At 72.0% G+C, this 26272-nt stretch carries 21 protein-coding genes; 12 read left to right on the plus strand and 9 right to left on the minus strand.

Annotated elements, in window-relative coordinates:
• The first annotated feature begins 383 nt into the window (after positions 1-383).
• From K7C98_RS21190 to K7C98_RS21205, 4 genes are all read left to right on the plus strand, one after another.
• Positions 384-917, plus strand: a complete 534-nt coding sequence (locus K7C98_RS21190) for a hypothetical protein (protein WP_224193527.1) — start codon at positions 384-386, stop codon at positions 915-917.
• Positions 918-1099: 182 nt separating this feature from the next.
• Entirely contained in the window at positions 1100-1372 is a 273-nt protein-coding gene (locus K7C98_RS21195; RefSeq protein WP_224193528.1) for a hypothetical protein, read from the plus strand.
• A 185-nt stretch (positions 1373-1557) separates the two neighbouring features.
• A complete protein-coding gene (locus tag K7C98_RS21200; protein ID WP_224193529.1) occupies positions 1558-2904 on the plus strand; it encodes a multicopper oxidase family protein in 1347 nt (448 codons plus the stop codon).
• A gap of 414 nt (positions 2905-3318) precedes the next feature.
• Positions 3319-4692: a TolC family protein gene (locus tag K7C98_RS21205; RefSeq protein WP_224193530.1), complete on the plus strand. Its 1374-nt coding sequence runs from the start codon at positions 3319-3321 to the stop codon at positions 4690-4692.
• Between the two features lie 222 nt (positions 4693-4914).
• Here the strand turns inward: K7C98_RS21205 and K7C98_RS21210 are convergent, their stop codons facing one another.
• Entirely contained in the window at positions 4915-5145 is a 231-nt protein-coding gene (locus tag K7C98_RS21210) for a heavy-metal-associated domain-containing protein (protein WP_224193531.1), read from the minus strand.
• A gap of 118 nt (positions 5146-5263) precedes the next feature.
• Here K7C98_RS21210 and K7C98_RS21215 point away from each other — a divergent pair, with 118 nt between their 5' ends.
• The 3 genes from K7C98_RS21215 (at position 5264) to K7C98_RS21225 (ending at position 8888) form a co-directional block, all read left to right on the plus strand.
• Complete coding sequence (locus K7C98_RS21215; protein WP_224193532.1) at positions 5264-7798, plus strand: heavy metal translocating P-type ATPase; 2535 nt, start codon at positions 5264-5266, stop codon at positions 7796-7798.
• Between the two features lie 44 nt (positions 7799-7842).
• Positions 7843-8220: a cupredoxin domain-containing protein gene (locus K7C98_RS21220; RefSeq protein WP_224193533.1), complete on the plus strand. Its 378-nt coding sequence runs from the start codon at positions 7843-7845 to the stop codon at positions 8218-8220.
• A gap of 83 nt (positions 8221-8303) precedes the next feature.
• Positions 8304-8888, plus strand: a complete 585-nt coding sequence (locus K7C98_RS21225) for a sigma-70 family RNA polymerase sigma factor (protein ID WP_224193534.1) — start codon at positions 8304-8306, stop codon at positions 8886-8888.
• Positions 8889-9030: 142 nt separating this feature from the next.
• On the opposite strand, the gene K7C98_RS21230 is transcribed toward K7C98_RS21225, so the two are convergent.
• The 5 genes from K7C98_RS21230 to K7C98_RS21250 form a co-directional block, all read right to left on the minus strand.
• Positions 9031-10158 (minus strand): hypothetical protein, encoded by a 1128-nt coding sequence (locus K7C98_RS21230; protein WP_224193535.1) that lies wholly within the window; start codon positions 10156-10158, stop codon positions 9031-9033.
• A gap of 13 nt (positions 10159-10171) precedes the next feature.
• Positions 10172-10954, minus strand: a complete 783-nt coding sequence (locus K7C98_RS21235; protein WP_224193536.1) for a hypothetical protein — start codon at positions 10952-10954, stop codon at positions 10172-10174.
• Between the two features lie 24 nt (positions 10955-10978).
• The gene (locus K7C98_RS21240; RefSeq protein WP_224193537.1) at positions 10979-12754 is read right to left on the minus strand and encodes a c-type cytochrome; all 1776 of its coding nucleotides are present in this window, start codon (positions 12752-12754) and stop codon (positions 10979-10981) included.
• A 9-nt stretch (positions 12755-12763) separates the two neighbouring features.
• Positions 12764-13237, minus strand: coding sequence for a hypothetical protein (locus K7C98_RS21245; RefSeq protein WP_224193538.1), 474 nt, complete (start codon positions 13235-13237; stop codon positions 12764-12766).
• 769 nt (positions 13238-14006) lie between these two features.
• Positions 14007-14516: a hypothetical protein gene (locus K7C98_RS21250; RefSeq protein ID WP_224193539.1), complete on the minus strand. Its 510-nt coding sequence runs from the start codon at positions 14514-14516 to the stop codon at positions 14007-14009.
• 586 nt (positions 14517-15102) lie between these two features.
• Here K7C98_RS21250 and K7C98_RS21255 point away from each other — a divergent pair.
• From K7C98_RS21255 to K7C98_RS21275, 5 genes are all read left to right on the plus strand, one after another.
• Positions 15103-15591 (plus strand): hypothetical protein, encoded by a 489-nt coding sequence (locus tag K7C98_RS21255; protein WP_224193540.1) that lies wholly within the window; start codon positions 15103-15105, stop codon positions 15589-15591.
• A 238-nt stretch (positions 15592-15829) separates the two neighbouring features.
• Positions 15830-16456, plus strand: coding sequence for a cation transporter (locus tag K7C98_RS21260; protein ID WP_224193541.1), 627 nt, complete (start codon positions 15830-15832; stop codon positions 16454-16456).
• Positions 16457-16478: 22 nt separating this feature from the next.
• Positions 16479-17750 (plus strand): TolC family protein, encoded by a 1272-nt coding sequence (locus K7C98_RS21265; RefSeq protein ID WP_224193542.1) that lies wholly within the window; start codon positions 16479-16481, stop codon positions 17748-17750.
• Complete coding sequence (locus K7C98_RS21270) at positions 17747-18952, plus strand: efflux RND transporter periplasmic adaptor subunit (protein WP_224193543.1); 1206 nt, start codon at positions 17747-17749, stop codon at positions 18950-18952. The genes K7C98_RS21265 and K7C98_RS21270 overlap by 4 nt, the downstream gene beginning before the upstream one ends.
• Position 18953: 1 nt before the next feature.
• Complete coding sequence (locus K7C98_RS21275; protein ID WP_224193544.1) at positions 18954-22085, plus strand: efflux RND transporter permease subunit; 3132 nt, start codon at positions 18954-18956, stop codon at positions 22083-22085.
• A 9-nt stretch (positions 22086-22094) separates the two neighbouring features.
• On the opposite strand, the gene K7C98_RS21280 is transcribed toward K7C98_RS21275, so the two are convergent.
• The 3 genes from K7C98_RS21280 to K7C98_RS21290 all read right to left on the minus strand — a co-directional run bounded on the left by K7C98_RS21280 (position 22095) and on the right by K7C98_RS21290 (position 26250).
• A complete protein-coding gene (locus K7C98_RS21280; protein WP_224193545.1) occupies positions 22095-23330 on the minus strand; it encodes a hypothetical protein in 1236 nt (411 codons plus the stop codon).
• A 156-nt stretch (positions 23331-23486) separates the two neighbouring features.
• Positions 23487-24446: a PLP-dependent cysteine synthase family protein gene (locus tag K7C98_RS21285; RefSeq protein ID WP_224193546.1), complete on the minus strand. Its 960-nt coding sequence runs from the start codon at positions 24444-24446 to the stop codon at positions 23487-23489.
• 358 nt (positions 24447-24804) lie between these two features.
• A complete protein-coding gene (locus K7C98_RS21290; protein ID WP_224193547.1) occupies positions 24805-26250 on the minus strand; it encodes a hypothetical protein in 1446 nt (481 codons plus the stop codon).
• Between the last annotated feature and the right edge of the window lie 22 nt (positions 26251-26272).

The raw sequence follows: 26272 nt of genomic DNA on the forward strand, positions 1-26272 counted from the left end.
GCGGTTCGCCGCGACTCGCGGGCCGGTGGCGGAATCGTGCGCGCAGGCGCGGTGGGTCGTCGGGTTCGACGAGCTTCGCGTCGCAGGTGGACTCCTGCGGGGAAATCCGTGCGTCCGTGCGGCCCCACCGCGGGGGGCTCGGACCCGATGCGTCGCCGCGCGTGCGCGGGCGCGGCCGCCGAGGCGGGCACAGCATTGGCGGTCGAGCAAGCGCTCCGAGCCATGCCGGGCCTCGCCGACCGCGGCCCTCATCACAAATGTCTCAGGAGGCTGAAGAATATTCTCATGTCGGGCCTGCGTTGGCCGCGCGTGGCCTCGCTTGCGCAACGATCTTGCCGGGACCCTGACTGGCACGTCTCGTGCTTATCTATACAGTTCAACGCATGCGTGCCTCCGACATCGTGATCGTGCTGAGCGCCCTCGCCACCAGCGGCCTCGCCTGCGCGTCAGCCCCCAAACCCGAAGCGACGGAGGTCCCCGCCGGGCCCGCTCCACGAGGGGAGGCCGCCTGTCGCCACGAGCTCGGCCGTTGCGGCGGGCACACGCCCGGCGACGGCAAGTGCGGTGGTGCCGCTGCGGATTCTTCCTCAATCGTAAAAAATGGGCTCGAGGAGGTCGTGCTCGAGCCCGGGAAGTTCGCCGAGATCAACCTCGAGATGGCCGAAGGGACCTCGACCGAGGTGACGTTCACGGCCGCGGGTGGACCGCTCGAGTGGAACGTCCACAGCCACGACGGCGACCAGGTCGTCATCCACAGCCAGGGCACCGGCACGGAAGGCAAGGTCCGTTTCGTGGCGCCGCGCGCGGGCCTCTATTCGTACCTGTGGACCAACGCCAGCGCGGCGCCGATTCGTCTGACGGCCCATCTCGCGGCGAACGGTCAGGTCCGCGTGCATTCCATCGAACCCGGCCAGTGATCTTGGAGTGACGCATGCGACATCTCTTTAACATAAAGAAGGCTGCATGATGGGCGTCCTGCAGGTGGGAGCGTCGCCGTGAGCGCCGATCGCGTCCGGCCGTGAAGACCCGCTCGTGGCGAGCGCGACAACTGCGCGGCGTAATGCTCCTTCGCCCTCAACGTCCTGTGAATGACCAGTCCATGCGACACCGACCCAGCACCCCGATCGCCATGATCTTCACCGTCCTCCTCGCCGCCTGCGGCGCGGACCACAAGAGCACCGACGCCGCGACGCACGCGGGTACGCACGGCGGCGGCGACACCGCGGACACGACGACGGCGACGACGGGCGAGAGCACGACGCCGACCACGGCGGCGGCCGTGATGGCGGGCACGCGCCACGTCTACCGCGTCAAGGCGGTCAACGCGGGCGGTGAAGGCGTGTCCGCCGAGCTGACGGTCCAGGTCCCCTGATTCGGCCGAGGCCGCTGGGGTGGCATTTTTGCAGCGCCGCGCCCGGCGTGTCGCCATCGTCGGCTCGCGTCGCGGGGCGCACTCAGGATATCGTCGGCCTGACCGGCAGCTCATGATGCCGGCCGGGACGGACTCGAGGGCTCGCGCGGGCGTGGTCAGTCACCAGCCAAATTTCGAGGACAATCATGAAAGACGTGAAACTCAGTCGAAGGCAGGCCCTCCTGGCCAGTGCCACCATCGGCGGCGCGGCCACGGCGCTGGCGAGTCGCCAGGCGCATGCCGCGGCTCCGGTGCACAGGTGGGAGTCGAGCTACAGCGGCGGAGCGGCCTCGGCCGCCCGGGCGCCGGGACAGCCGGGGCGCGACTATCAGCCGACGATCACGCCCGGGGGCGCGACGCTGCCGTGGAAGATCGTCGACGGCGTGAAGGTCTATCACCTCGTCGCCGAGGAGGTCGATCACGAGTTCGCTCCCGGCCTCCGCGCGCTCTGTTGGGGCTACAACGGCAGGGTCCACGGGCCGACGATCGAGGCGGTCGAGGGCGATCGCGTGCGGGTGTACGTCACCAACAAGCTGCCCGCGCCGACGACGGTCCACTGGCACGGCATCTTCCTGCCGAACGGCATGGACGGGGTCGGCGGCCTCAATCAACGCTCGATCGCGCCGGGCGAGACGTTCCGCTACGAGTGGACGTTCAAGCAGTCCGGTACCTTCATGTACCATTCGCACCACGACGAGATGACGCAGATGGCACTCGGCATGCTGGGCATGATCGTGGTCCATCCGCGACCGGCGCCGCCGGGGTACCGCGTCGATCGGGACTTCGTGATCATGCTGAGCGAGTGGAAGATCGTGCCGGGCGCGAAGCGGCCCGACCCCAACGAGATGACGGACTTCAACGTCCTGACGATGAACGCGAAGGCGTACCCCGGCACGGCGCCCCTGGTGTGCCGCACCGGCGAGCGGGTGCGGATCCGCTTCGGCAACCTCAGCGCGATGGATCACCACCCGATCCACCTGCACGGGTACTACTGGAAGGTGGTGGCCACCGACGGCGGCCCGCTGCCGGTGTCGGCGCAGTGGCCGGAGACCACGGTGCTGGTGCCCGTGGGCAGCACGCGAGACGTCGAGTTCGTCGCCGACGCGCCCGGAGACTGGGCGATGCACTGTCACATGACGCACCACGTGATGAATCAGATGGGGCACGACCTGCCCAACATGATCGGCGTCGATGCGCGCAAGGTCGGCGCGCTCGGCGGGCGCGTGGTCCCGGGCTACATGCCGATGGGGCAGCACGGGATGGGCGACATGGCGGCGATGGGGATGGCTGTCCCGAAGAACAGCATCCCGATGGTCGGCGCCAGGGGGCCGTTCGACGACATCACGATGGGCGGGATGTTCACGATCGTGAAGGTGCGCGACGAGGACATCGGCGACGGAAGTCAGGACCCCGGCTGGTACAAGCACCCGCCGGGCACGGTGGCCGATCTGGCGCGGAAGGAGGACATGGATCGTGACGGCATCAAGGCATGACGCTCCCGCACGCGCGCGGCGCGGTGCACAGATCGTCTTCGCGGCGTTGCTCGCTGCGCTGCCGGCCTGCCGCGCAGGTCTGCCGCCCGAGCCTCCCGGGGCCGATCCGGCGGACGCGAACGCAGCCGCAGCCCCGTATCAGGCGCGGGCGAACCCCTACGAGACCTCGGCGTTCACCGAGGCGCCGGACGGCGGGCATTCCGGGCACTCCGGGCACGAGCACACGGGGCATTCGGGGCACATGAACCACGGGGCAGCCGCCGATGAGCACGCCGGTCACGGACATGGGGGCCATGAGGGCGGTGCCACGAAAGCCAGGTCCGAACATGCAGGCCACGAAGACGTGGTGAACACGAAATCTCCGCGAGGCGAGGTCGCGCCGGCGACCGCTCCGGAGCAGGAGGGTGCTCTGCGATGAAGGCTCGTGCTCTCATCATCTCGGCCGTGACGGCGCTCCTGGGATGTGCGTCGGTCCAGCCGACGAAGGCGCGGCGAGACGTCGCGGAGCTCGTCGAGCGCCGCGTCGGACTGGCCGACGTGGTCCCCGCGAAGCAAGACGCGGAGAGCCGCGCCCGGGTGCGTGACCGCGTCGCCGAGCTCGTGTCCGCGCCGCTGACGCTGGAGCGCGCGCTGCAAGTCGCGTTGCTCAACAACCGCGAGCTCCGGGCCGTGTTCGAGGAGCTCGGGGTCGCCCAGGCAGAGCTGGTCCAGGCGGGATTGCTGGAGAACCCGGTGATCGCCGGTGACCTCGTCAATTCGACGCGGGGTTATGGCCTCGGCGGCGGGCTGTCGCTGACGCAGAGCCTGCTCAGCGCGTTTCTGATCCCGGCCAAGCGGCGCCTGGCGAAGGCCCGGCTGAATCACGCGATCGTGACGGTGGGACAGGCGGCCCTCATGCTGGCGCGGGACGTGAAAGTGGCGTTCGTTCGCGCGCAGGCGGCCGAGCAGATGCTCGAGCTGTACCGCGGGCGGGCGCAGGCCGCCGAGGTCGCGCACGAGCTGGCGCAGCGCCAGCTCGACGCCGGCAACATCTATCCGCTCGATCACGAGCTGTTCGCCGCTGCGCTGGACCGGGCCCGGGTCGAGCTGGCCGACGCGGAGCTCGCGTCGCTGGTCGAGCGCGAGGAGCTCACGCGCTTGCTCGGGCTGTGGGGCGAGGACGCCGCGTGGAAGATCGCGGGGCCCCTCGCGGAGGCGTTGCCGACCGAGGTCGACCTCGGCCGACTCGAGCAGCAGGGGATCGCCGACAGGCTCGATCTGTCCGCCGCTCGCGTCGAGGTCAAGTCGATCGCCCACGCGCTCGGGCTCCGTCGCCGCGGCATCGTGCCGGGGATCGAGGCCGGCTTCGTGATGCGCAACGAGGTCGGCAACGACGCGGGCCACGAGCCGGTCCTCGGCGGGTCGCTCGCGCTGCAGCTGCCGATCTTCGACCCCGGACACGCCGACATCGCGCGTATTCAGGCGTACTTGCGACAGGCACAGCACCGGCTGCAAGACGCGGCGATCCACGCGCGCTCGGAGATCCGGGTGCATCGGGCCGAGCTGGTCGCGGCGCGCCGAAAGGTCGAGCACTACCAGAAGACGGTGTTGCCGCGCGCCGAGTCGATCACCGATCTGACGCTGCTGCAGTACAACGCGATGCTCGTGGGGACGTACCAGCTGCTCGAGACCCGATCGGACCAGATCGAGGCGCATCGCCAGTACGTCGAGGCCCTTCGTGACTACTGGATCGCCCGCAGCGAGCTCGAGCTCGCCGTGGGCGGGCGCCTCGCGCCGGAGGGCAGTTGATGCCCGTCGGGTGAACGATCGGGCGCGGGCGCTCGCGCCCGCCGGGGCGACACAGCGCCTCGCAGGGCTCGGTGCTCTCTACCGGGCCGGCGCAGAACTTGAACAGGAGATCGGGCCGGCGCCGCGCGCGACGCCAGCGGCTTCAGGACGCGAGGTCCTCGCGGCTCGAGCGATCGGCAGCGCGGACGCGATGCGGCTGCGCATCACGTCCGCGCCGGCGATTCACGCGGCCGGGGCGAGGCTCGCCTCGTAGCCGGCCTCGCGCAGCGCCGCGAGCAGGTGATCCACGGTCGCCCTGTCCTGGTGGTGGCGCACGAGCACCTTGCCGTCGCGCAGCCGGACCTCGACCTCGTCGACGCCGTCCAGCTCGCGCAGGGCGTCGTGGATGTGGCGGACACAGGACTGGCAGCTCATGCCGGGGACGGCGAGGATGGCTTGGTGGGGCGTGTTCATGGCAGGTCTCCTTGCGGCGCGGCGTTTCGCGGCTCGCATCGCGGAGACGCGGCGGGTGGGTGGGCATTACAGCTGTAATGCGGGGCGGGTCGCGGCGTCGGCGGGGCGAGGAGGAACCATGTCGAGCACCGCCACCATCGCCAGAACCGCGACGCCCGAGGACGCTGGAGCCCACGCCGAGCTGCCGATCGAGGGCATGACCTGCGCGAGCTGTGTCGTCCGGGTCGAGCGCGCCCTCAAGGCCGTCCCCGGGGTCCAGGCGGCGCACGTCAACCTCGTCACGGGGCGCGCTCGCGTGGTGTTCGACGGGGCGGCGGTGACCCAGGCTGCGCTCACCCGGGCGATCGAAGGCGCCGGTTATGCCGTGCCGGGACCCGCGGCCGCGGAGACGACGAGCATCGAGCTGCCGATCGCCGGGATGACCTGCGCGAACTGTGTGCGCCGGATCGAGAAGGCGCTGCGCGCGGTGCGGGGCGTGACCGAGGCGAGCGTCAATCTCGTCACCGGGCGCGCGACGGTGAGCTTCGCCCCGGGCGAGGCTTCGCCGCGTGCGTTGGTGGAGGCGATCACGCGGGCCGGCTACTCCGTGCCGGAATTCGCGGCCGCTCCTGCGGCGCGCGTGGAGGCGGCTGCGCGGGCCGAGGCGCTCGCGCAGTCCGAGCAGCGCGAGCAGCGAGGGCTCCGCCGCGACTTCGTCGCCGCGGCGGCGCTCAGCGTGCCGCTGCTGGTCGTGGCGATGTCGCACGGCGCCATCCCCGGCACCGCGGGGACGTTCGGGCGGTGGCTGCAATTCGTGCTCGCCACGCCGGTGGTCTTCGGTCCCGGCCGCCGGTTCCTGCGCCTGGCCTGGAAGGCGCTGGGCCACGGCGCGGCCGACATGAACACGCTCGTCAGCATCGGCACGCTGGCGGCGTGGGTCTACTCGACCGTGGCGCTGACGCTGCCCGGGCTGTTCCCGCACGCCGAGCACGGGGCGCTGCCGCACCTGTACTTTGAGGCAGCCGCGGCGATCGTCAGCTTCGTGCTGCTCGGCAAGCTGCTCGAGACGCGGGCGCGCCGGCGGCTGTCGGACGCGGTCCGCGGGCTGGTGGCGCTGGTGCCGAAGACGGCGCGGCGGCTCGGCGAGGGGCGCGAGGACGATGTGCCGGTCGAGTCACTGGTGCCCGGCGATCACGTGCTGGTGCGGCCCGGCGAGCGGATCCCGAGCGACGGCGTGGTCGTCCGCGGCGTGTCGGCGGTCGACGAGTCGATGCTGACCGGCGAGAGCATCCCCGTCGACAAGGCGAAGGAAGCGCAGGTGTTCGGCGGGACGCTGAACCAGAGCGGCGCGCTGGTGGTGCGGGTGACCCACACGGGCGGCGACACGGCGCTGGCGCGGATCGTCGAGGCGGTCGAGCAGGCGCAGGGCTCGCGCGCCCCGATCGCGCGCCTCGCCGACGTCGTCAGCAGTTACTTCGTGCCGATCGTGCTCGGGATCGCGATGATCACGCTGCTCGCGTGGGTCGCGGTCGATCCGACGGCGGGAGGCTTCGCGGCGGCGATCGAGCGCTTCGTCGCGGTCCTGGTGATCGCGTGCCCGTGCGCGCTCGGCCTGGCGACGCCCGCGGCGGTCGCGGTCGGCACGGGGCGGGGCGCGGAGCTGGGGATCCTGGTGAAGGGTGGGGCGGCGCTCGAGGCGGCGAGCCGCGTCGACGCGGTGCTGCTCGACAAGACCGGCACGTTGACGGAGGGCAAGCCTGCCCTGACCGACGTGGTGCCGGGCGCGGGCTGGAGCGCGGCGGAGCTGCTGGCGCTGGTCGCCGCGGTCGAACGCGCCAGCGAACATCCGGTCGCGCGCGCGATCGTCGAGGGCGCCGAGCAGCGGGCGATCCGGGCCGCGCTGGCGAGCGAGTTTCGCATGGAGCCGGGCTTCGGGATCGCGGGGACGGTGGACGGCCGGATCGTGCTGGTGGGCACGAGCGCGTGGCTCGGCCGCAACGGGGTCGACGCGGCGAGCCTCGAGGCCGAGGCCGAACGCCTGGCGGAGCGCGGACGGACGCCGTCGTTCGTCGCGGTCGACGGCGTGCTCGCCGGCCTCGTCGCGGTCGCGGATCGCCCGGGCGAGGGCGCGAGGCAGGTCGTGGCCGACCTGAAAGCGCTGGGGATCGAGGTGGCGATGTTCACCGGCGACCGCCGACGCACGGCGGAGGCGATCGCGGCCGAGCTCGGGATCGGGCGCGTGATCGCGGAGGTGCGCCCGGAGGACAAGGCGCGGGTCGTGGCCGACGAACGGGCGCGCGGTCGAGTGGTCGCCATGGTCGGCGACGGGGTCAACGATGCGCCCGCGCTGGCCGGCGCGCACGTCGGGGTGGCGATCGGCACGGGCACCGACATCGCCGTCGCGGCCGCCGACATCGCGCTGCTGCGAGGCGGGATCTCGAGCTTGCCGGTCGCGCTGCAGCTGGCGCGGCGGACGCTGCGGACGATCCGGCAGAACCTGTTCTGGGCGTTCGTCTACAACGTGATCGGGATCCCGATCGCCGCCGGGGCGCTGTACCTGTGGACCGGCTGGCTGCTGTCGCCGGTGCTGGCGAGCGCGGCGATGTCGCTGTCGAGCGTGTCGGTGCTGGCGAACTCGCTGCGCCTGCGGCGCTTCGCGGCGGGCGGGGTGTAATGCCCGGCAGGCGGCGGCGTCAGCCCTCCGGAACGAGTCGCATCATGCCCAACGTCATCCTCCGAGTCGTCCTGTCCACGTGCGTCACCGCGGTCGCCGGCGTGCTCCCCGCCGCGGCCGAAGCGGCGAAGGTCGAGCGCGCCCCGGCCGTCCGCGAGATCGAGGTCGTCGTCGACGGCTCGTATCGGCCCGACCGGATCACGGTCGCCGAGGGCGAGCGCGTCCGCCTGAATTTCGTCCGCCGCGACCGCTCGCCGTGCACGCGCGAGGTGGTGTTCGCCGCGCTCGGCATCCGCCGCGAGCTGCCGACCGATCAGCCGGTGACGATCGAGTTGCCGGCGCTCACCGCGGGCGTGTACGAGTTCAATTGCGGGATGAACATGACGCGCGGCGTGCTCGAGGTCGTGGCGCGCAAGCCGTAGCCGCGGGGTTCGCCCGCGCGTCCGGTCGGCGCGGGCGAGCGCTACACTGCCTGGCGGCCGCAGCACGTACGAGGAGAACGAACATGAGCGCCCGAGAGACGTACGCCGAGCCGACGCCTGAAGCGGTGAACCGGCTCGTCGCCAACCACCGCGAGTTCCTCGCCTTCCTGCAGGCGCGGGTCGGCAGCCGCGCCGCCGCCGAGGACATCCTGCAGGACGCGTTCGTGCGCGGCCTCGACAAGATCGGCGACCTGCGCGACGACGAGGCGGCGATCGCCTGGTTCTACCGGCTGCTGCGCAACGCGGTGATCGATCGCCACCGGCGCGACGCGGCCTCGGGTCGCCGCCTCGACGCGCTGGCGGCCGAGCTCGAGGAGGCGGTCGAACCCGCTCCGGAACTGCGCGGCGCGGTCTGTCAGTGCGTGGCCCGGCTGGCCGACACGCTGAAGCCGGAGTACGCGGAGGCGCTGCGGCGCATCGAGCTCGACGGGCTCGCGGTCAAGGACTACGCGGCCGAGGCGGGCATCACGCCCGGCAACGCGGCGGTGCGGGTGTTTCGCGCGCGGGAGGCGTTGAAGAAGCAGGTCGTGCGCTCGTGCGGGACGTGTGCCGAGCACGGCTGCCTCGATTGCACGTGCGGCGGCGGCCGCGGTGGCTGCGGCTCGTGAGCCGGGAGCGACGCGTCGATCCTGGATCACGAGCTCACGGTCGACCGTGCGGCGGTCATGTCCTCGGGGACTTGTTCTTGAAGACATGTCCATCAGGACATGGTCTCTCGGTCATGTCGGCTGAATGCCGACACGCCTGCGGCTAGAAGCGGACCTGCAGCACGCCGGCCCACCCGCCGTAGGGGGTGCGCGCCACCGAGGGGGCGATCCGATGCTCCTGGATCGCCCTCTGGAAGGCGTTCCGGCGCTGAACCCCGCGCGAGATCATCGGGATGCCGCCGCCGAGGGCGCCGCCGCCGACGAGCAGCATCGGCAGGTGGAGCTCGACGCACGACGGGCAGAGGCCGAGGAACACGACCCCGGTGATGAAGACCGGGCCGCCGATGGCGGCGAGGATGGTGCCGCCGGCGATCAGACCGGTGCCGGTCTTGCCGGGGATCGGCGGCGGGACGTAGGCGCGCAGCGAGGCGACCCCGCTCTTGGGGATCACGAGGATCTGCCCGGTGGTGCCGTCGATCAGGGTGAACGTGTCGGTCTGGACGGCGCCGACGCGGCCGCGGAGGACCTTGCCGCCCTTGAGCTCGGCGATGACCTCGAAGCCGTCGACGCCCTCCCAGGCGGCGTCGGTCACGGCCGCGGTGGCGTTCACGGCGGCGACCGCCGGGAGAGGCTCCGGGGACGGGGCGACGGCGGGCTCGGACTCGGGCGAGGCGGCGAGCGGGTCGGGGACGGCAGGCGGAGCGGCGGGTGATGGCGCAGGCGCAGACGCAGGCGACGGCGCGGGCGCTGCCGCCGGCTCGAGCTTCGTCGGCTGCTGCGGCGTGGGTGGGGATGGGCTGGCCGGCACCTGGGCGGGCGGCGGCGGGATGGCGGGCGCCGCCGCGAGGGCGTCGGTCGGCAGGGCGAGGGCGAGGCAGCCCGCGAGCACCCGGGCGGCGCGGCGAGGACCCGGGCCGCGTGTCGCGGGGACGTGGGCGATCCAGCCGAAGGTGGTCGGCCGGAGCGCCCAGCTGCCGAGATCGGGGACCCGGTGGTCGTATCCCGGAGCCGGGATCCCGAACTCGGGCTGTCGCAAGAAGATCGTGACAGGGCCGTCCGGATCGCCGGTGCCGGCGCCGGGCAGCACGCCGAGTTCGTCGTCGTGCAGCGGGCGCGGGTCGGCGCCGGCCGACGAGGACCGCGAAAACGCGGCGACATCGGGCGGCGCGAGCGGTTCGGAGGCCACGTCGTCGCGGAAGCGCAGCTGGAGCGCGGAGGGCTCAAGCACCATCATGCGGATCGTATCATCGCCGCCCGAAAATGTCGGCCATCACTTTGGCTTCGACGCCGGCCTGACGCTCGAGGACCATCGGGCGCAGCGCCCGGTCGACGGCGTTGAGCCGGTCGATGAAGCCGGCGCTCAGCGGCCGACCGGCGTCGATGGTCGCGTAGAGCTCGTCGAAGACCTCGAGGTGGGCCGCATCGACGCCCTCGGCGAGGGCGCTGTCGGCCGCGCCGACCGGCTCGCGCTTCCGCTCGGGACGGACCACGCGGGCGGCCGCGGCCGGATCGCCGCGGCCGATCCACGCCACCACCTCGGCGGCGACCTTCTCCGGGTCGCGGAGGAAGCTGTCGTAGGAGAGGACGTGGGCGGGGTAGCCGCGGATCGCGAGGTCGCGGATCAGCGCGAAGTTGGAGCACCACCAGTCGAGCGCCGGCGGCAACGCGGTGTCGTCGATGCCGATCCGGCGGACCGAGGCGACGTACTCGCGCCAGTCGCGGACGGTGGCGATGCAGCGATCGAGGAAGGCGACGTCGCTGCGGACGAGCCCGGGGATGAAGACCTTGACCGCGTGGTCGCGGGTGGCCGCCGGCGCCAGATAGGCGCCGGTCAGCGGGTGCGGATTGGTCCGATAATTGATGCCGCCCATCAACTCGGACTCGAAGAAGCCGTCGGGGTTGGCGTCGCCCAGCAGTTCGCCCCAGCCGCCCGGGAAGCGCTCGCCGATGTACGGCAGGCCGGCCGCGACCAGCACGTGCATCCACATCGACGTGCCGGAGCGCTTGGTGCCGGTGACGACGATCATGCGCGGCTCGGCCTGGCTCCGCGGTCAGAGCTGGCGCAGGTAGGCCGCGATCGCCTCGACGTCGCTGTCCGGGGCGGCCGTGGGGCGGGTCGTGGCGATCATGTCGCGGATCGCCGCCTCGAGGGTGCGGGCGCGGCCGTCGTGCATGTAGGGCGGGTGCAGGGAGATCCGCCGGAGCGACGGGACCTGCTTGGCCACGCCGGCGATCCGCTCGGTCCGCTGGCCGCCGAAGGCGGGGCCGTCGTGGCAGGTCGCGCAGCCGTAGCTGACGAAGAGCCCCTCGCCGGCGGCCGCGAGCGTCGGCTCGTCGACGCCGGCGGCGACGGCCGGGCGCTGCTGCTCGAACATCCAGCGGGTGAACGACTCGCCGCGCTCCGGCGATTGACGCTTGCCGCCCATGCGATGGGCGAGCACCTCGGCCATGAGCACGTCGAAGTCGGGCATGTCGCCGTCCCAGTGGTACGGGGCGGTGTCGGAGAGGCCGACGTCGAGCGCCTGGGTGCGCCGGGGACCGAGGTCCGCGAAGTCCCAGACGTGGCCGTCGTCGGTGCCCTCGGGGTGGCACGAGGCGCAGCTCAACCCCGAGTCGGTGGCGCGATGGAAGATCTCGTGGCCGGTGTCGAAGCGGGCCTCGCCCTGGAGCGGGATGGTGTCGAACTGGCCGCCGGGAGCGCCGTCCATCACGAGGATCTGCGCGGGCTCGCGGCTCTGCATGACCAGGTGGCCGAGCGGGGTGTAGGCGACGGCGGTGACCTGGCCGTAGTCGTTCTCGTCGAAGCTCCCGCATGTGGGCTGGTCCGGGCGATCGACCCGCACCGTGCTCGCGCGCGGGGCGATGGGGCCGAAGTCGAACTCGTCGCGACCGCGGCGCTTGGACTCGACCCGATCCTCCGGCCTCGCGGCGCCGGGGACCGCCATCGCCACCCAGCCGTCGAACGGCGAGATGGCGGCGTCGACCGTGAGGTTGGAGCCGAGCAGCGGCGTGGTGGTGCTGGCGTCGGCGCTGAACGTGGTGATCGCGGCGGCGACGAGCCCGAGGTCGCAGGAGCTGCCGCCGCCGTAGGGCGAGCCGCCCTCGGGGAGGTCGCCGGGCTCGGGATCGATCGGCACCTCCGCGGTGCTGGCGACCTGATGGAGCATCGCGATCTCGCCGCTCTCGGTGACCCAGGTGCGCCAGGCGACGTGGGGGATGAAGTCGGTGGAGGACGGGACCTCGATGCGAGAACCGTCGAGGCCGAGGATCGTCGCCGAGCGGAACAGCGAGACCTTGACCTCGCCGTCGACGATGAGGACGTCGCGGAGGTCAGGCTCGAGCTCCCGCCGCTCGAGGACGCCGCCACCCTCGGTGAGGTGCAGCAGCGAACCACCCGCGCAGGCGACGTAGAGCGAGCTGTCGACGTCGTGGAAGGCGATCCCGCGGGGCTCGGGGCAGACGGCGTGGCGAGCGGCGACGGTGCCGGCGATCGGATCGATGGTGGCGATGCTGCCGCTGCCGCGCAGGACGACGTGGGCCCGGCCGTCGCTGCCGAGAGCGATGCGATGCGGTTGATCGCCGGGGGCGAGGGCGATGGTGTGGCGGACCTCGCGAGCGTCGAGGTCGACGATGTGGACGAGGTCGCGGTCGGGGTCGGCCGCGATCGCCAACCCATCGTCGGTCAGCGTCAGCGTGCCGCCGAGGATCGGCGGCGGCCGAACCGTGGACTCGACGACGGGCGATCGATCCAGCGGATCGAGATCGACGGTGTCTTGACAGCTCGAGAGGACCAGCGAACACACGGCGAGCAAGCGAAGATAAGTCATGGTTACTCTCTACCTCGAGCGGCGCGGTCTCGCCCGGCCGACTCCGACGTCGAAGTGTAGCCCAATCGCGAGGCCGATGCGGTAGGGGATCCGCTTCCAGACCTCGACTCCCCGGCGCTCATAGGTCCGGGTGCGGACGCTGAAGCCCTGGAGGAGGGCGACGGTGAGCCCGACCCGACCGGCGGTCCAGGCGAACTTGAGGGGGAGCTGGAAGTCGGGGTCGACGCGGCGCACGACCCCCAGATCGGTGTCGGCACGGTGGACGAGGAGGCCGGCGGTGAGGCCGACGCTGCCGTACAGCGAACGCTGGCCCAGCCGCCGCCGGGCGACGAAGCCGCCGCCGATCGGGAAGTCGTTGGCGCCGATGATCTGGCGGTCGGGTGCGACGATCATACCGACGTGGAAGGTGCCGGAGAAGCCCTGTAGGCGCCCGGCCTCGAGGCTGGCGAGCACCATGGACTCGGTGGTCCGGATCCGCCACACGGGGGCGACGAGGATGTCGATCCGGACGGCGCGGAGCGTCCGCGGATCCGGAGGAGGGGTGGCCGGCGCGGGGGGCCCGGAGCCGAAAGGTGCGATGGGCGACGGCGAGCCGACCGGAGGGCGCTCGCCCGCTTCGAAGGGGTCGGCGTCGAGAGGGGCGATGCCGTGAGGCGGGGGGAACGGCGGGAGGTCGCTCGGCGCGGCGATCGCTGCGTCGAGCGGTGCGGCGCCATCCTCGGGCGAGGGCGACGCGGGCGCCGAGGTCCCGCCTCCCTGATCGAGGGGGGCGACGCCCTGGCTGGGGAGCCACGCGGATCCGGGCGGGGAGGGTCGATACGGGAGCGGGCCGCCGAGGGGCACGCTGGCGCCGGCCGGTGTGGCTCCGTCCTCGCGCGCCGAGTTGTCGTCCGTGGGAGCCGACGCCGGCGACCCGAGCACGAGCCCGACGAACACGATGGAGGAGAGACAGAGCAAGTGCACCCGGCGACTCGAGGTCGCTCGTCCACTGTACCGGACCTTCAGGGCGATGTGCCTGCGAAGCTCGAGCCCCGACCGGGGGGGTGCACCGGGTCCTCGCGCCCGGAGCCGAGAGGCCGGGCCGGGTCGGGCCGGGGATCGGATCGGCCGGACCGCGGGGCGCGGGGGGCCCCATCCCGGCGAGACCGGGGGAGCGCTCCCGCCCGAGGGCTGGGTCGGACGAGTGAGGCCGCCGCTGGCTGCCACGATTTCCCGGTGCGCACCCGGCCGGACGTCCTGGCCCGTGAGGAGGTCAGGGCGTGGTGAACAGCTTCACGTGCCCGACCGGGACGAAGGTCGTGGTGGAACTCCGGGTCAGGTTGATCTGCACATAATAAAAATAGTCGTCGTGGTCGAACGTGAACGTCGACGCCAGCGCCTGCACCTTGTTGTTCCACGCCGTCGTGGCGTACCAGTTCGACTCGAAGATCACGTACGGGGTGCTGAAGACGGCGCTGGTCTTGTCGACGGCGTTGACGATGACCTCCACCGACCCCGTGTTGCCCGTCCCGTCGGAGTCGCGGTACGACAGCTCGATCGTGTCGAAGCTGGCGAGGTTCACGTCGACGGGGCACATCAAGGTCACGGTCCCGGTGCTGCCCGCCTTGATCCCGACGTTGGAGCCGGTGTAGATGATGGTCCCGCCGGCGGTCACGGCACACGCGGTCACGGCGGTCTGCTGCTTGTCCGCGGCGGCGGCCTCCGGAGCCTCCCCGATGAACGCGCTGGCGAAGGTCGTGGCGATTAGAAAAAACTTCTTCATGGCTGTCTCCTGTGATTTGATTTCAACGGTGGTGCACGATTGAGCGACGCCAATCCTACGATCGTCGGCGTCTCGAACCCGCGGGGGCCCCTTGCCTGGTCATGCGCGGCAGAACGGCCGCGCGGGCCGGCGATACCGAAGCCAGGGCGGCAGTGACCGGCATGGCGTATGGCACGAGATTCCGCTGACTGTCACGTCGGTGTCGGCGATTGCCGCCGCCCTCCTCTTGCGAGAGTGCTCGATTCGGACGATTCAATTGCGGTGACTCGTCTTTTTTCCGCAGGGCGCCCTGGGGCCCGAACCGCCGCCGGAGCGCGCGACGTCGATGTGCGGGAAGTCCCGATGGGCTGTACGGGGCGCACCGAATGGGTGGTTGCCGGAACGACGGGATGGCCAACGTCGATATGGATGCGCATTCACGAAGACGTCGATTGGCGGCTTGCCGACCCGGCGGCGGTGCCCCAGGCGCCCAGCGCCTCGTCGTGCGGCGCCCATGACGGCGGCCGGGGCGGGGAGGTCGACCCCCCTGTCGGTTGCGGCGAGGATGCTGTACACTTGCGCAGCCTCAAGCGGGACACGGAACGTCATGACCAAGAGCGCAGAGCAGCCAGACGGTGACAACGAGGGCGACGAGCGCACGTGGGTCGCCAGCGGGTTCACGGCCCGGGTGATCAAGAACGAGGACGACGAGGGCTGGGCGGTGACGATGACGCGGGACGGCGAGTCCGAGCCGGTGCTCGTCAGTCCGTGGACGATGGGGCGCGACAAGAAGAACCCCAAGCCGCTGAATCACGCCGACTTCAAGACGCTTCTGAAGGGCGCGCAGGACGTCGTCACCCGCCACGAGGCGCACGCCCGGGCCCAGCGCCACCGCAGCGTGACGATCATCGACGCGGAGGGCTGCCCGATCCGCGTCGATCTGGACATCGCGGCGGACGAGGACGATCCGCACGCGATGCTCTCGGCGTGGGACGCCGCCGGCGAGAAGCTCGCCGAGCGGCGAGTCGCGCCGAACTTCAAGCTCAGCAGCGCGAGCGCGGGCCGCTGGGCGGCCGGCGGTTTCGGCGACGTCTGAGAACCGAGGAGGTGCGCCGGGCCTCTCATGCCCTGGTGCGTCGGCCGAGCTGGGGCCCGTGAAGCGCTTGAAGTCGCGAGGCGCGCTCCGTCGGCGCCCCAATCGTCCGTGGCGCGGGTCCGCCGGAGTCGTGCTCGCTGGGTGAAGGATGCCCGCCGGTGCGGCGCGTGCGACTCCTCGCGTCTGTCTCAGGTTGACCTTGTAGTCGCTACAGGGCCTAGCCTCCCCGGCGAGGCCCATGAGCAACTGTTGCGCCCACGAGCTGCCTGCGGCGCCCACGCGCGCGTACCGCCGCGTGCTGGTCGCGGCTTTATGGATCAACTTCGTGATGTTCATGGTCGAGGTCGTCGCCGGCTGGTTCGCCGAATCCGCGGCGCTGCAGGCCGACGCGCTCGACTTCCTGGGGGATGCCGGCAGCTACGCGGTGAGCCTGCTGGTCCTGGAGCGGAGCCTGCGCGCGCGCTCCCTCGTGGCCCTGGCCAAGGGCGTCACGATGGGTCTGTTCGGGGTGGTCGTGCTGGTGCGGGCGCTCGTCCACGCCTTGTGGGGCAGCGTCCCCCAGCCGGAGACGATGGGCGTGGTCGCCGTGGTCGCGCTGATCGCCAACCTCGCGGTCGCGCGGATGCTGTACCGCTACCGCGACGGCGACAGCAACATGCGCTCGGTCTGGCTGTGCAGCCGCAACGACGCGCTCGCCAACCTCGCGGTGCTGCTCGCCGCGAGCGGGGTGTTCGCGCTCGGCTCCGGCTGGCCCGACCTCCTCGTGGCCCTCGTGATCGCCGGCCTCGCGCTCTCGGGGGCCGCGCAGGTGGTGAGCCACGCCCTCCGTGAGACCAGGCGGCCGGGCTGCCGCGCCAGATCCTAACCTGCATGCGACGAGTCGAACGATGGTCCTTCGCGCCTCTCTCCTGCTCCTCACCCTGACCGGCTCACCGAGCGACGCGCCCGCGCCGGCGTGCTCCGGCGTGTTGACGCGCGCGCGCGTGGTCGAGTGCGCCCTCGAAGCCAGCCCCGCCGTGCAGTCGGCGGTGCTCGGGGTCGAGGCGCTGGCCGGTCGCAAGCGGGCGGCGCGGACGATCCTGCCCTCGAACCCGATGGTCGAGGCGACGGTCGCGTCGCGCCGCGGGCTCATCACCAGCGACCGCGACATCAATGTGTACGGGCGCCTGTCGCAGGAGCTCGAGATCGCGGGGCAGCGGCGCAAGCGGGTGGCCATGGTCGACGCGGAGACGCAGGCGCAGCAGCACCGCGTCGATGCGACCCGCCGCGAGGTCGCGGCCGAGACGCTGCGCGTCTACTACGAGCTGCTGGCGGCGCGCGAGCAGCAGGCGATGCTGGGGCGGATCGCCCAGGCGACGCAGACGCTGGTCGAGCTGGCGGCCCAGGGCGAGAAGGCCGGGCTCACGTCGCGGCTCAACGCCGACGTCATCGGCACGACGGTGGTCAAGATCCGCCAGCAGCAGGTGGAGGCCGGGCGGCGGGTCGCCACGGCGCGGGCGCTGCTGGCCAACCTGCTGGGCGCCGATCCGGCGGCGGCGACGTTCGAGGTCCAGGGCGATCTGTCGCCGCTGGCGATCGAGGGCGAGGCGGCGGCGCTGGTCGAGCTGGCGCTGGCGCGCCGCGCCGAGCTCGGGGTCGCGGCGGCCGAGCGGGACGCGCTGAAGCGGCAGATCGAGTTCTACAAGCGGGCGCGCGTGCCCAACCCGTCGCTGGTCGCCTACGCCCAGCGCGACGGCTTCGCCGAGCAGGTGCTGGGCGGCGGCGTCGCGTTCCCGATCCCGCTGCCGAGCCCGCTCGGTCGCACGTACGCCGGCGAGATCGCGGAGTCGAAGGCGCGCGTGCGGCAGGCCGAGGCGGACATCGAGCGCGTGCGCCGGCAGGTCCGCGCCGAGGTGATGACCGCGTTCGAGGCCGTGCGCGCGCGCCGGTCCGAGGTCGCGCTGTTCGACGCGGAGCGCATCCGTCAGGCCGAGGGCCACCTCGAGGCCCTGGCCCAGGAGATGGCCGCGGGGCGGCTGCCGATCCGCGACGCCGTGGTGCTGCAGCAGGCCTTCCTCGACCTGCTCGCGTCTTACATCGAGGCGAGGCGGGCGCTCGGCCTCGCCTCCGTCGATCTCGCGCAGGCGACCGGCCTGCTTCCGCCAGGAGCGACGCCATGACCGGACGAATTGGTTGGGCCCTCGCCGCGCTGCTCGGCGCGTGCGGCCGCCCGGGGGCCTCCGCCGGCGAACACGGCGAAGCGGAGCGCGGGCACGAAGACGGCGGGCACGAGCACGGCGAGGGCGAGCACGGCGACGAGCACGAGCACGGCGGGATCCCGACCGAGGTCCGGCTGAGCGAGCAGGTGATCGCCGACGCCAAGATCGCGACGGAGCCGGTGCGCCGCGAGACCGTCGCGCCGACGGTGACCGCGACCGGCGAGATCGCGGCCGACCCGGCTCGCACGGCGCAGGTCGCCGCGCGCGTGGCGGGGATCGTCGAGGCGGTCGAGTTCCGCGAGGGCGATCTGGTGGCCGAGGGCCAGGTCCTGGCGAAGATCCGCGCGCCGAGCCTGGGCGGGCTCCGGGCTGATCTGGCGGCGCTGCAGGCCCGGGCGGTGTCGGCGAGGTCCAACCTGACGCGGCTCGAGACGCTGGCGCAGCGCAACATGGCGTCGCAGCAGGAGCTCGCGGCGGCGCGGGCCGAGGCGGCGGCGCTCGACGCCGAGTCGCGCGCGGCCGGGCAGCGGCTCAAGGCGCTCGGGCTCGGCACGCGCGGCGGGACGTCCGACTTCATCCTGCGCGCGCCGGCGGCCGGCTTCATCACCCGCCGCGGGATCGTCGAGGGCCAGGCGGTGATCGCCGAGGACAACGTGGCGACGATCGTCAACCTCGACCGCGCGTGGTTCATGGCGCGGGTGTTCGAGCACATGCTCGTCGACGTGAAGGTCGGCGCGCCGGCCGAGGTCGAGCTGAACGGCTACCCCGGGCAGTTCTTCGGCGGCAAGATCGACTTCCTGTCGCCGCAGGTCGACCCGGACGCGCGCACGATCGTCGCGCGGATCGTCGTCGACAACCGCGACGGCCTGCTCCGGATCGGGCTGTTCGGGGTCGCCAACATCGCCGTCGACCGCGGCGAGGACGCGGAGCCGCGGCTGGTCGTCCCGCGCACGGCGGTGATCGACGTCGCCGGCAAGAAGGTCGTGTTCGTGAGGCGCGAGTCGGGCGAGTTCGAGGTCCACGAGGTGGTGCTCGGCGTCTCCGCGCCCGGCAAGATCGAGGTCGTGCGCGGCCTCGAGGAGGGCGAGCAGGTGGTCGTGCACGGCGCGTGGACGCTCAAGAGCGTGCTGCTGAAGGAGACCTTCGGCGAGGACCACCACTGACATGTCGCTGCTCACCGCCATCGTCGCGTGGTCGCTGCGCAACCGGAGCCTGGTGCTGGTGGCGACGCTGCTGTTCATCGCCGTCGGCCTGCGCGCGGCGCTGCAGCTGCCGATCGACGCGGTCCCGGACGTCACCAACGTCCAGGTCCAGATCATCACGGCCGCGCCGGCGCTGTCGCCGGTCGAGATCGAGAAGTACATCACGGTCCCGGTCGAGCGCTCGATGCTGGGCCTGCCGAAGATGGAGCAGGTCCGCTCGGTCTCGAAGTACGGGCTGTCGGTGGTGACGGTGGTGTTCGACGACGGCACCGACATCTATTTCGCGCGCCAGCTGATCAACGAGCGCATGCGCGAGGCGACGGAGGCGGTCCCCGACGGGTACGGGACGCCGGAGATGGGCCCGATCTCGACCGGCCTCGGCGAGATCTATCAGTTCACGGTGCGCGGCGAGGGCCACTCGCTGATGGAGCTCGAGGAGCTGCTCGACTGGTACATCGGGCCGCAGCTGCGCACGGTGCCCGGCGTCGTCGAGGTCAACAGCTTCGGCGGCGAGAACCGCGAGTACCAGGTCGTCCTCGACCCCAAGCGCCTGCAGGCCCTCGACCTCTCGGTCGGCGACGTCGCGGCGGCGCTGCGCGTGTCCAACGCCAACGCCGGCGGCGGGTACATCGAGCACAACCAGGAGCACTTCGTCATCGGCTCGAACGGGCTGGTGCAGTCGCGCGAGGACCTCGAGCGCGTCGTCCTCGGCTCGACGCCGCAGGGGGTCCCGATCACCGTCGCCTCGGTCGGCGAGGTCCGCTTCGGACCCAAGCTGCGGCGCGGCGCGGCGACCCAGGACGGCGAGGGCGAGGTCGTCGTCGGGGTGGCGTTGATGTTGATGGGCGCGAACTCCCGCACCGTCACGCAGGGCATCATCGACAAGCTGGCGGAGCTCGAGCCGACGCTGCCCGAGGGCGTGCGCATCGAGCCGTTCTACGACCGCACGCGCCTGGTCGAGCGCACGATCCGCACGGTCGCGACCAACCTGCTCGAGGGCGCGGCGCTCGTCATCCTCGTGCTGTTGCTGCTGCTCGGCAACCTGCGCGCCGGGCTGGTGGTCGCGTCGATCATCCCGCTGGCGATGCTGTTCGCGGTGATCGTGATGAACGCGGTCGGCCTGTCGGGCAACCTGATGAGCCTGGGGGCGATCGACTTCGGCCTGATCGTCGACGGGGCGGTGATCGTGGTCGAGAACGCGGCGCGCCGGCTGTCGGAGGCGAGCCGCGACGCGGGTCGCGTGCTGACATCGGAGGAGCGCACGCGGGTGATCCAGGCCTCGACGGTGGAGGTCCGCGGCGCCGCGGTGTTCGGCGAGCTGATCATCGCCATCGTCTACCTGCCGATCCTCGCGCTCGCCGGCATGGAGGGCAAGCTGTTCCACCCCATGGCCTACACGGTGCTGTTCGCGCTGGCCGGGGCGTTCGTGTTCTCGCTGACCGTGGTGCCGGTGCTGACCAGCTTCCTCGTGCGCCCGGAGCCGCACGAGCGCGAGACGATCCTGCTGCGCGTGGTCCACCGGCTCTACACGCCGGTCCTCGAGCTCGCGCTGCGCTGGCGCGTGCTGACGATGACCGCGGGCGTGCTGGTGCTCGCCGGGGCGGCGGCGCTGTTCGGTCGCCTGGGCGCGCAGTTCGTGCCGCAGCTCGACGAGGGCGACGTGTTGGTCGAGGCGCGGCGCCTGCCGGGCACGGCGCTCACCGCGTCGGTCGAGACCGGGCTGCGACTCGAGCGCGCGCTGCGGCAGATCCCCGAGGTCTCGCACGTGGTCACGCGCACCGGCTCGCCCGAGCTGGCGACCGACCCGATGGGCGTGGAGCAGTCCGACGTCTACATCGCGCTGAAGGAGCGCGACGACTGGCGCCCGGGGCTGCTCAAGGAGCAGCTCGCCGAGGAGGTCGCGGAGGTCGTCGAGCAGGCCGTGCCGGAGGTCGCCGGCGGCATCTCGCAGCCGATCCAGATGCGCACCAACGAGCTCGTCGCCGGGGTCCGCTCCGACGTCGGCGTGATCATCTACGGGCCCGACCTCGCGGTCCTGCGCGAGCTGGGCGCGAAGGTGCTGGAGCGCGTCGGCGGGATCGCCGGCGTGGCCGACGCCCGCGTCGAGCAGGTCGCGGGGCTGCGCTACCTCCGGATCCTGCCCGACCGCGCCCGCCTGGCGCGCTACGGCCTGACGATCGAAGACGTCAACCTCGCGACCGAGGCGCTCGCGGTGGGTCATCGCGTCGGCGCGGTGCTCGAGGGCGAGCGACGCTTCGACATGATGGTGAAGTTCAAGCACGGCTTCACCGACGACCTCGCCGACCTGCGCTCGATCCCGCTGCGCTCGCAGACGGGCCGGATCGTGCCGCTCGGCGACGTGGCGACGCTCCGCTTCGAGCCCGGCCCGGCGCTGGTCAACCGCGAGAAGCAGTCGCGCCGCATCATCGTCGAGTTCAACGTCCGCGGCCGCGACCTGGTGTCGACGGTGCAGGACGTCCAGGCGGTGGTCGGCGCGGAGATCGAGCTGCCGGTCGGCTACCGCGTCGAGTACGGCGGGATGTTCGAGCACTACCTGACGGCGCGCGACCGCCTGGCGCTGATCGTGCCGCTGGCGCTGGCGCTGATCGTGTTCATGCTGTGGACCGCGCTCGGGCGCATGCGCTCGGCGCTGATCATCTTCCTCAATGTGCCGTTCGCGGTCGTCGGCGGGGTGCTCGCGCTGTGGCTCCGCGACCTGCCGTTCTCGATCTCGGCGGGCGTCGGGTTCATCGCCCTGTTCGGCGTCGCGGTCCTGAACGGCCTGGTGCTGGTGTCCTTCTGCCACCACATCCAGGCCGAGGGCGTGGAGCACGTGGCGGCGATCCGCCAGGCTGCCGAGCTGCGGCTGCGGCCGGTCCTCACGACCGCGCTCGTCGCGGCCCTCGGCTTCATCCCGATGGCGCTGTCGACCGCGCCCGGCAGCGAGGTGCAGCGCCCGCTGGCGACGGTGGTCATCGGCGGGCTGATCTCGGCGAGCATGCTGACCCTGCTGGTGCTGCCGGCGGTCTACGCGGTGTTCGGGCCGCGCACGCGGTCGCTGACGGGGCAGGGGAGCGCCGGCGATCCGGCGTGAACGCGGCCGTCACGACGGCGCTGCGGCCTGGTCGCGACGCCGGCGGCGGCGCAGGCCGAGCACGAGGAGGCTCGCCCATGCGAGGCCGGCGGGCGGGGTGGCGTCGCACGAACAACCACTCGAGTCCGGGGTGAGCGCAGGTCCGGCCGACGACGACGAACCGCCGGTCCCCGTGCTGTCGGCCATGTCGCCGCTGCTGCCGTCGCTCGTGGCGGCGCTCGTCGCCGCCGTCGTCGGGTCGCCCGGATCGCCGGTGCTGCCGTCGCCGCCCGTGTCGCAAGGATCGGCCACGAACGCGGCCTCGGGGTTGCAGCCGGCGGTGGTGTCGGAGGTGGTGTCGCCGGCGCTGCCCGGCAGGACGGTGAGCAGGTTGGGCGGGTAGGCGCTGAACGTCCGCTGCATCGGGTCGGTGACGTCGACGCGCAGCGCGACGGTCCGCCCGGAGGCCTCGGGCGGCGGCAAGAACGGCAGCGTGAAGGCCTCGCCGTCGATCGGCACGTCCTCGGTGTAGAGCTTCCAGTCGAGCACGCCGGCCCCGGTGATCGACCAGTGGACGCTCAGCGTCGAACCGGGCAGCGCGCGCGTGCAGCCCTCGATCGTGTAGGTGTCCTCGGCGAAGGTGAAGTCCAGGGTGGTGGTCACGGCGGCGGCCGGACCGACGGCGGCCAAATCAGGCCCGTCGACGACGTGGACGACGCCCGGGCGCTGGGCGTAGATGTTGACGGCGGGCTCCCAGGTGTAGCCCTGCACGACGTAGGCTCCGGCCGGGAGCGCGGTGGTGTCCCAGTCGACGCCCTTCTTCGCCTCGGCGAAGGTGATCGGCCGGCGCGCGTCGTGCGGCGTGATCGGGAACCAGCAGTCCTTCCACACGCTGCTGGTCTCGAGGACCTCGTCGTCCTCGACCGCCAGCGGGTCGACCAGCATCTTGGCCGCGGCCGCCTCGACATCGCTCCACGTCAGCCAGATCGGCAGGAACTCCTCGCGGCTGTGATCGCGGCAGAACGCGATGAACTGGTGCGTACGGCTGTCGGCGACCTCGTCGACGGTCACGTCCACGTCCTCGAAGGGGACGCTGTAGGGCATGTGCACCATGGCGCTCTGCTGGCGATCGACGACGGTGAGACAGGCGGTCGCGTCGGGCCAGTCGACGGGCGTGCGCGGCTCGATGCCGTTCGCCGCCGACGCTGCCGCGGGGGCTGCGACGAGCGCCGCGAAGGTCAGCCCCGGCAGCGAATTGGGGATCATGCGAGACACGGTACTCCGGCGCGACGGTCCGGCACAGAGGGGCGCGGGGTCCCGGCGCGGAGGTCGAGGCGGCCTCGCGGATCTGCCGCCGCGCTTCGTCGTCAGCCCGGGGGCGTGCCGGAGCGGACCACTCGGGCGCGCCGACCGCCCGGTCGCTCAGCGGGTGTTGTGCTCCGCGGGGCGCATCCACGGCTTGGCGCGGTAGCGATCCCAGGCGTCGGGCAGGACCGTGACGACGGGACCGTCGACCTCGCCGCGCGCGGCGATCCGCAGGGCGGCCGCGACGTTGGTGCCGGCCGAGCCGCCGACCAGGAGGCCCTCCTCGCGGATCAGCCGCAACGCGGTGGCGAAGCTCTCGTGGTCGGTGACACGCTCGGCGCGATCGATCACGCCGCGGTGCAGGTTGTCGGGCACGTCGCTGCCGCCGATGCCCTCGACCGCGTAGGTCCCGTCGGCGCCGAGCCGGCCCGTCTCGACCCAGTCCGCGAGCCCGGAGCCGACCGGATCGGCGAGCACGATCTGCACGCGCGCGACGTGGTCCTTGAGGCAGCGCCCGACGCCGCTGATCGTCCCGCCGGTGCCGGCCCCGGCGACGAAGGCGCCGACGCGGCCGCCGGTCTGCGCGAGGATCTCGAGCCCGGTGGTCTCGGCGTGGACGCGGACGTTGGCCGGGTTGCGAAACTGGTCGGTCAAGAACCACCCGCGCTCGGCCGCGAGGCGACGGGCGACGTTGCGGAAGTTGTCCGGATCCGACGGGGCCGCGTTCGGCGTGACGATCACCTGCGCCCCGAGGGTCGCCAGGGCGACGCGCTTGTCGACCGACATCTTCTCGGGCATCACGCACACGAGCGAGTAGCCGCGCGCGGCCGCGACCAGCGCGAGGCCGACGCCGGTGTTGCCGGCCGTGGCCTCGACGAGCGTGGCCCCCGGCGTGAGTACGCCGCGCGCCTCGGCGTCGGCGACGATCGCCAGGGCGATCCGATCTTTCACGCTGCCGCCGGGGTTCATGTGCTCGCACTTGACGAGCACCGGGACCGGCAGGCCGGCGCCGAGCCGCCGCAGCGGGACCAGCGGGGTGCGGCCGATGTGCTCGAGGATTCCGCGAGGGTGGGTCATCTGCGGAGAGTCTGCTGCATGTGGCGCGCGACGTGGAGGCCCGACAGGGCGTTCAGGCCGCCCACGTCGCGGCGGAGAGGCCGAACGCGTCGGCCGTCAGGCCCGCGAGCGCCGAGCGGGTCACCGACGTCGCGCCGGAGGCGACGAACGGACAGCACATCGGGCGTACGTCGACGTCGGGGCGTCGGAGGCCGGGTCTCTGGACCCTCGCGTCGCCCCCGAGCTGTCACGCCGCGCGCGGCGCGACAGCTCCGGGGGCGACGCGAGGACGGTATCGGCTCCGCCATCAAGACCGCAGGGGCGAGCATCACGCGCCCGTGCGGCCGCATACCCGGCTCCGCGGCATCAGCCTCCGCGGTTATGTGGCGAACAGCCTGATGAAGGTGACGAACACGTCGTGCGAACCATTGTACGAGGTGTCATGGGCCCCGGTCGTGGCGATCCCGCCGCTAGCGAGCGTGGTGCCGGCGAGCACCGCCTCGTCGAAAGAGAGCGCGACGCCGTTGCCATGGTCGCCCGGCTCGATGCCGGTGCCGCCATTGTACGAGCAGTACCACACGTCGCCGTCGATCGACATGTTGACGAAGATCGGATCGAACCAGTCGCCGTAAAAGGGGTCGTAGGCGCCGGTCGTCGACAGCAGGGGGTCGTCGGAGTTGGTGGAACCGGACAGCACGATCCCGGAGGTGTCGACCTCGAGGTCGGTGAATGCGTCGCTACTGATTTCGCTGCCGGAGTTCTCGGAGCCGAAGTATGTGCTCCACACCCTGGCGCCGTTGGAGCCGTCGAATCTGGCCACGAACGCGTCCTGTGCGCCCGCGAGCGCCTCGCTGTGCATGCCGTCGGTGGCGATCTGTCGGAGGTGCCCGTCGTTCGGGGACTTGGTGCTGCCGGCGATGTACACGTCACCGTCTTCGTCCAGGTCGATGGCGATGCCCAGGTCGGTGGCGCTGCCGCCGTAGTACGTGCCCCACAGGCGCCCGCCGTTGCTGTCGAATTTCGCCACGAAGACGTCGTCATCTCCGTCGTGGCCGGTGTCGTGGGTACCGGCGGTGGCGATGCCGCTGGTCGCCGTGGTGTCCCCGACGACGTAGACGTTGTTGCTCGCGTCGACCGCGCAGTCTCTGGCAGCGGTGCTGCCGCTGCTATGGCCGTAGTAGCTGATCCACGTCGGGGTACCGCTGCTGCTCACCTTGGCGATGAACGCATCCCGGACGCCGTTGAAGGTGGTGTCGTGGGGGGTACCGAGCCCCAGGTCGGTGCTGGTCGTGTCGCCGACCACGTAGATGGTACCGTTGCTGGCCACGCAGGTGCCCGAGCCGAAATCGCTACCGTTGCCGCCGAGGTACGTCACCCAGCTCGGGGCGCCGAGCGGCGTGTACTTGGCCAGCATGGCGTCCCGGCTGCCTGTCAGCGACGTTTTCCACGCGCCCACCGTAGCGATCCCGCTCGACGAGTTGGTGGTTCCGAGCGCGATCACGTTGTCGTTGCTGTCGATAGCGACGACGCGGAAGCTCTCGTCGCCGCTGCCCCCGCGGTAGGTGCCCCAGTCGAGGACGCCGAATTCGTCGAACTTGGCGATGAACCCGTCGTTGTCGCCACCCGCGAAGCTGCTGAGGTCGGTGGCGATGCCTGTGCTGGAGTCGGTGTGGCCGACCACGATCACCGAACTGAAAGAATCGAGCGCCGTGTCGGCGGCGCCGTCGCTGCCGCTCCCCCCGTAATAGGTCGCCCACTCGCGAGCGACAGCGTGGGCGTTCGGAATGGACGCAGCGTACGCCAGGAACGCACAGCCGCTCGCCATGGCACGAATCAGCCGTGATTGA

The sequence above is a fragment of the Nannocystis pusilla genome (genome assembly GCF_020073745.1).
Taxonomy (GTDB): Bacteria; Myxococcota_A; Polyangia; order Nannocystales; family Nannocystaceae; genus Nannocystis; species Nannocystis radixulma.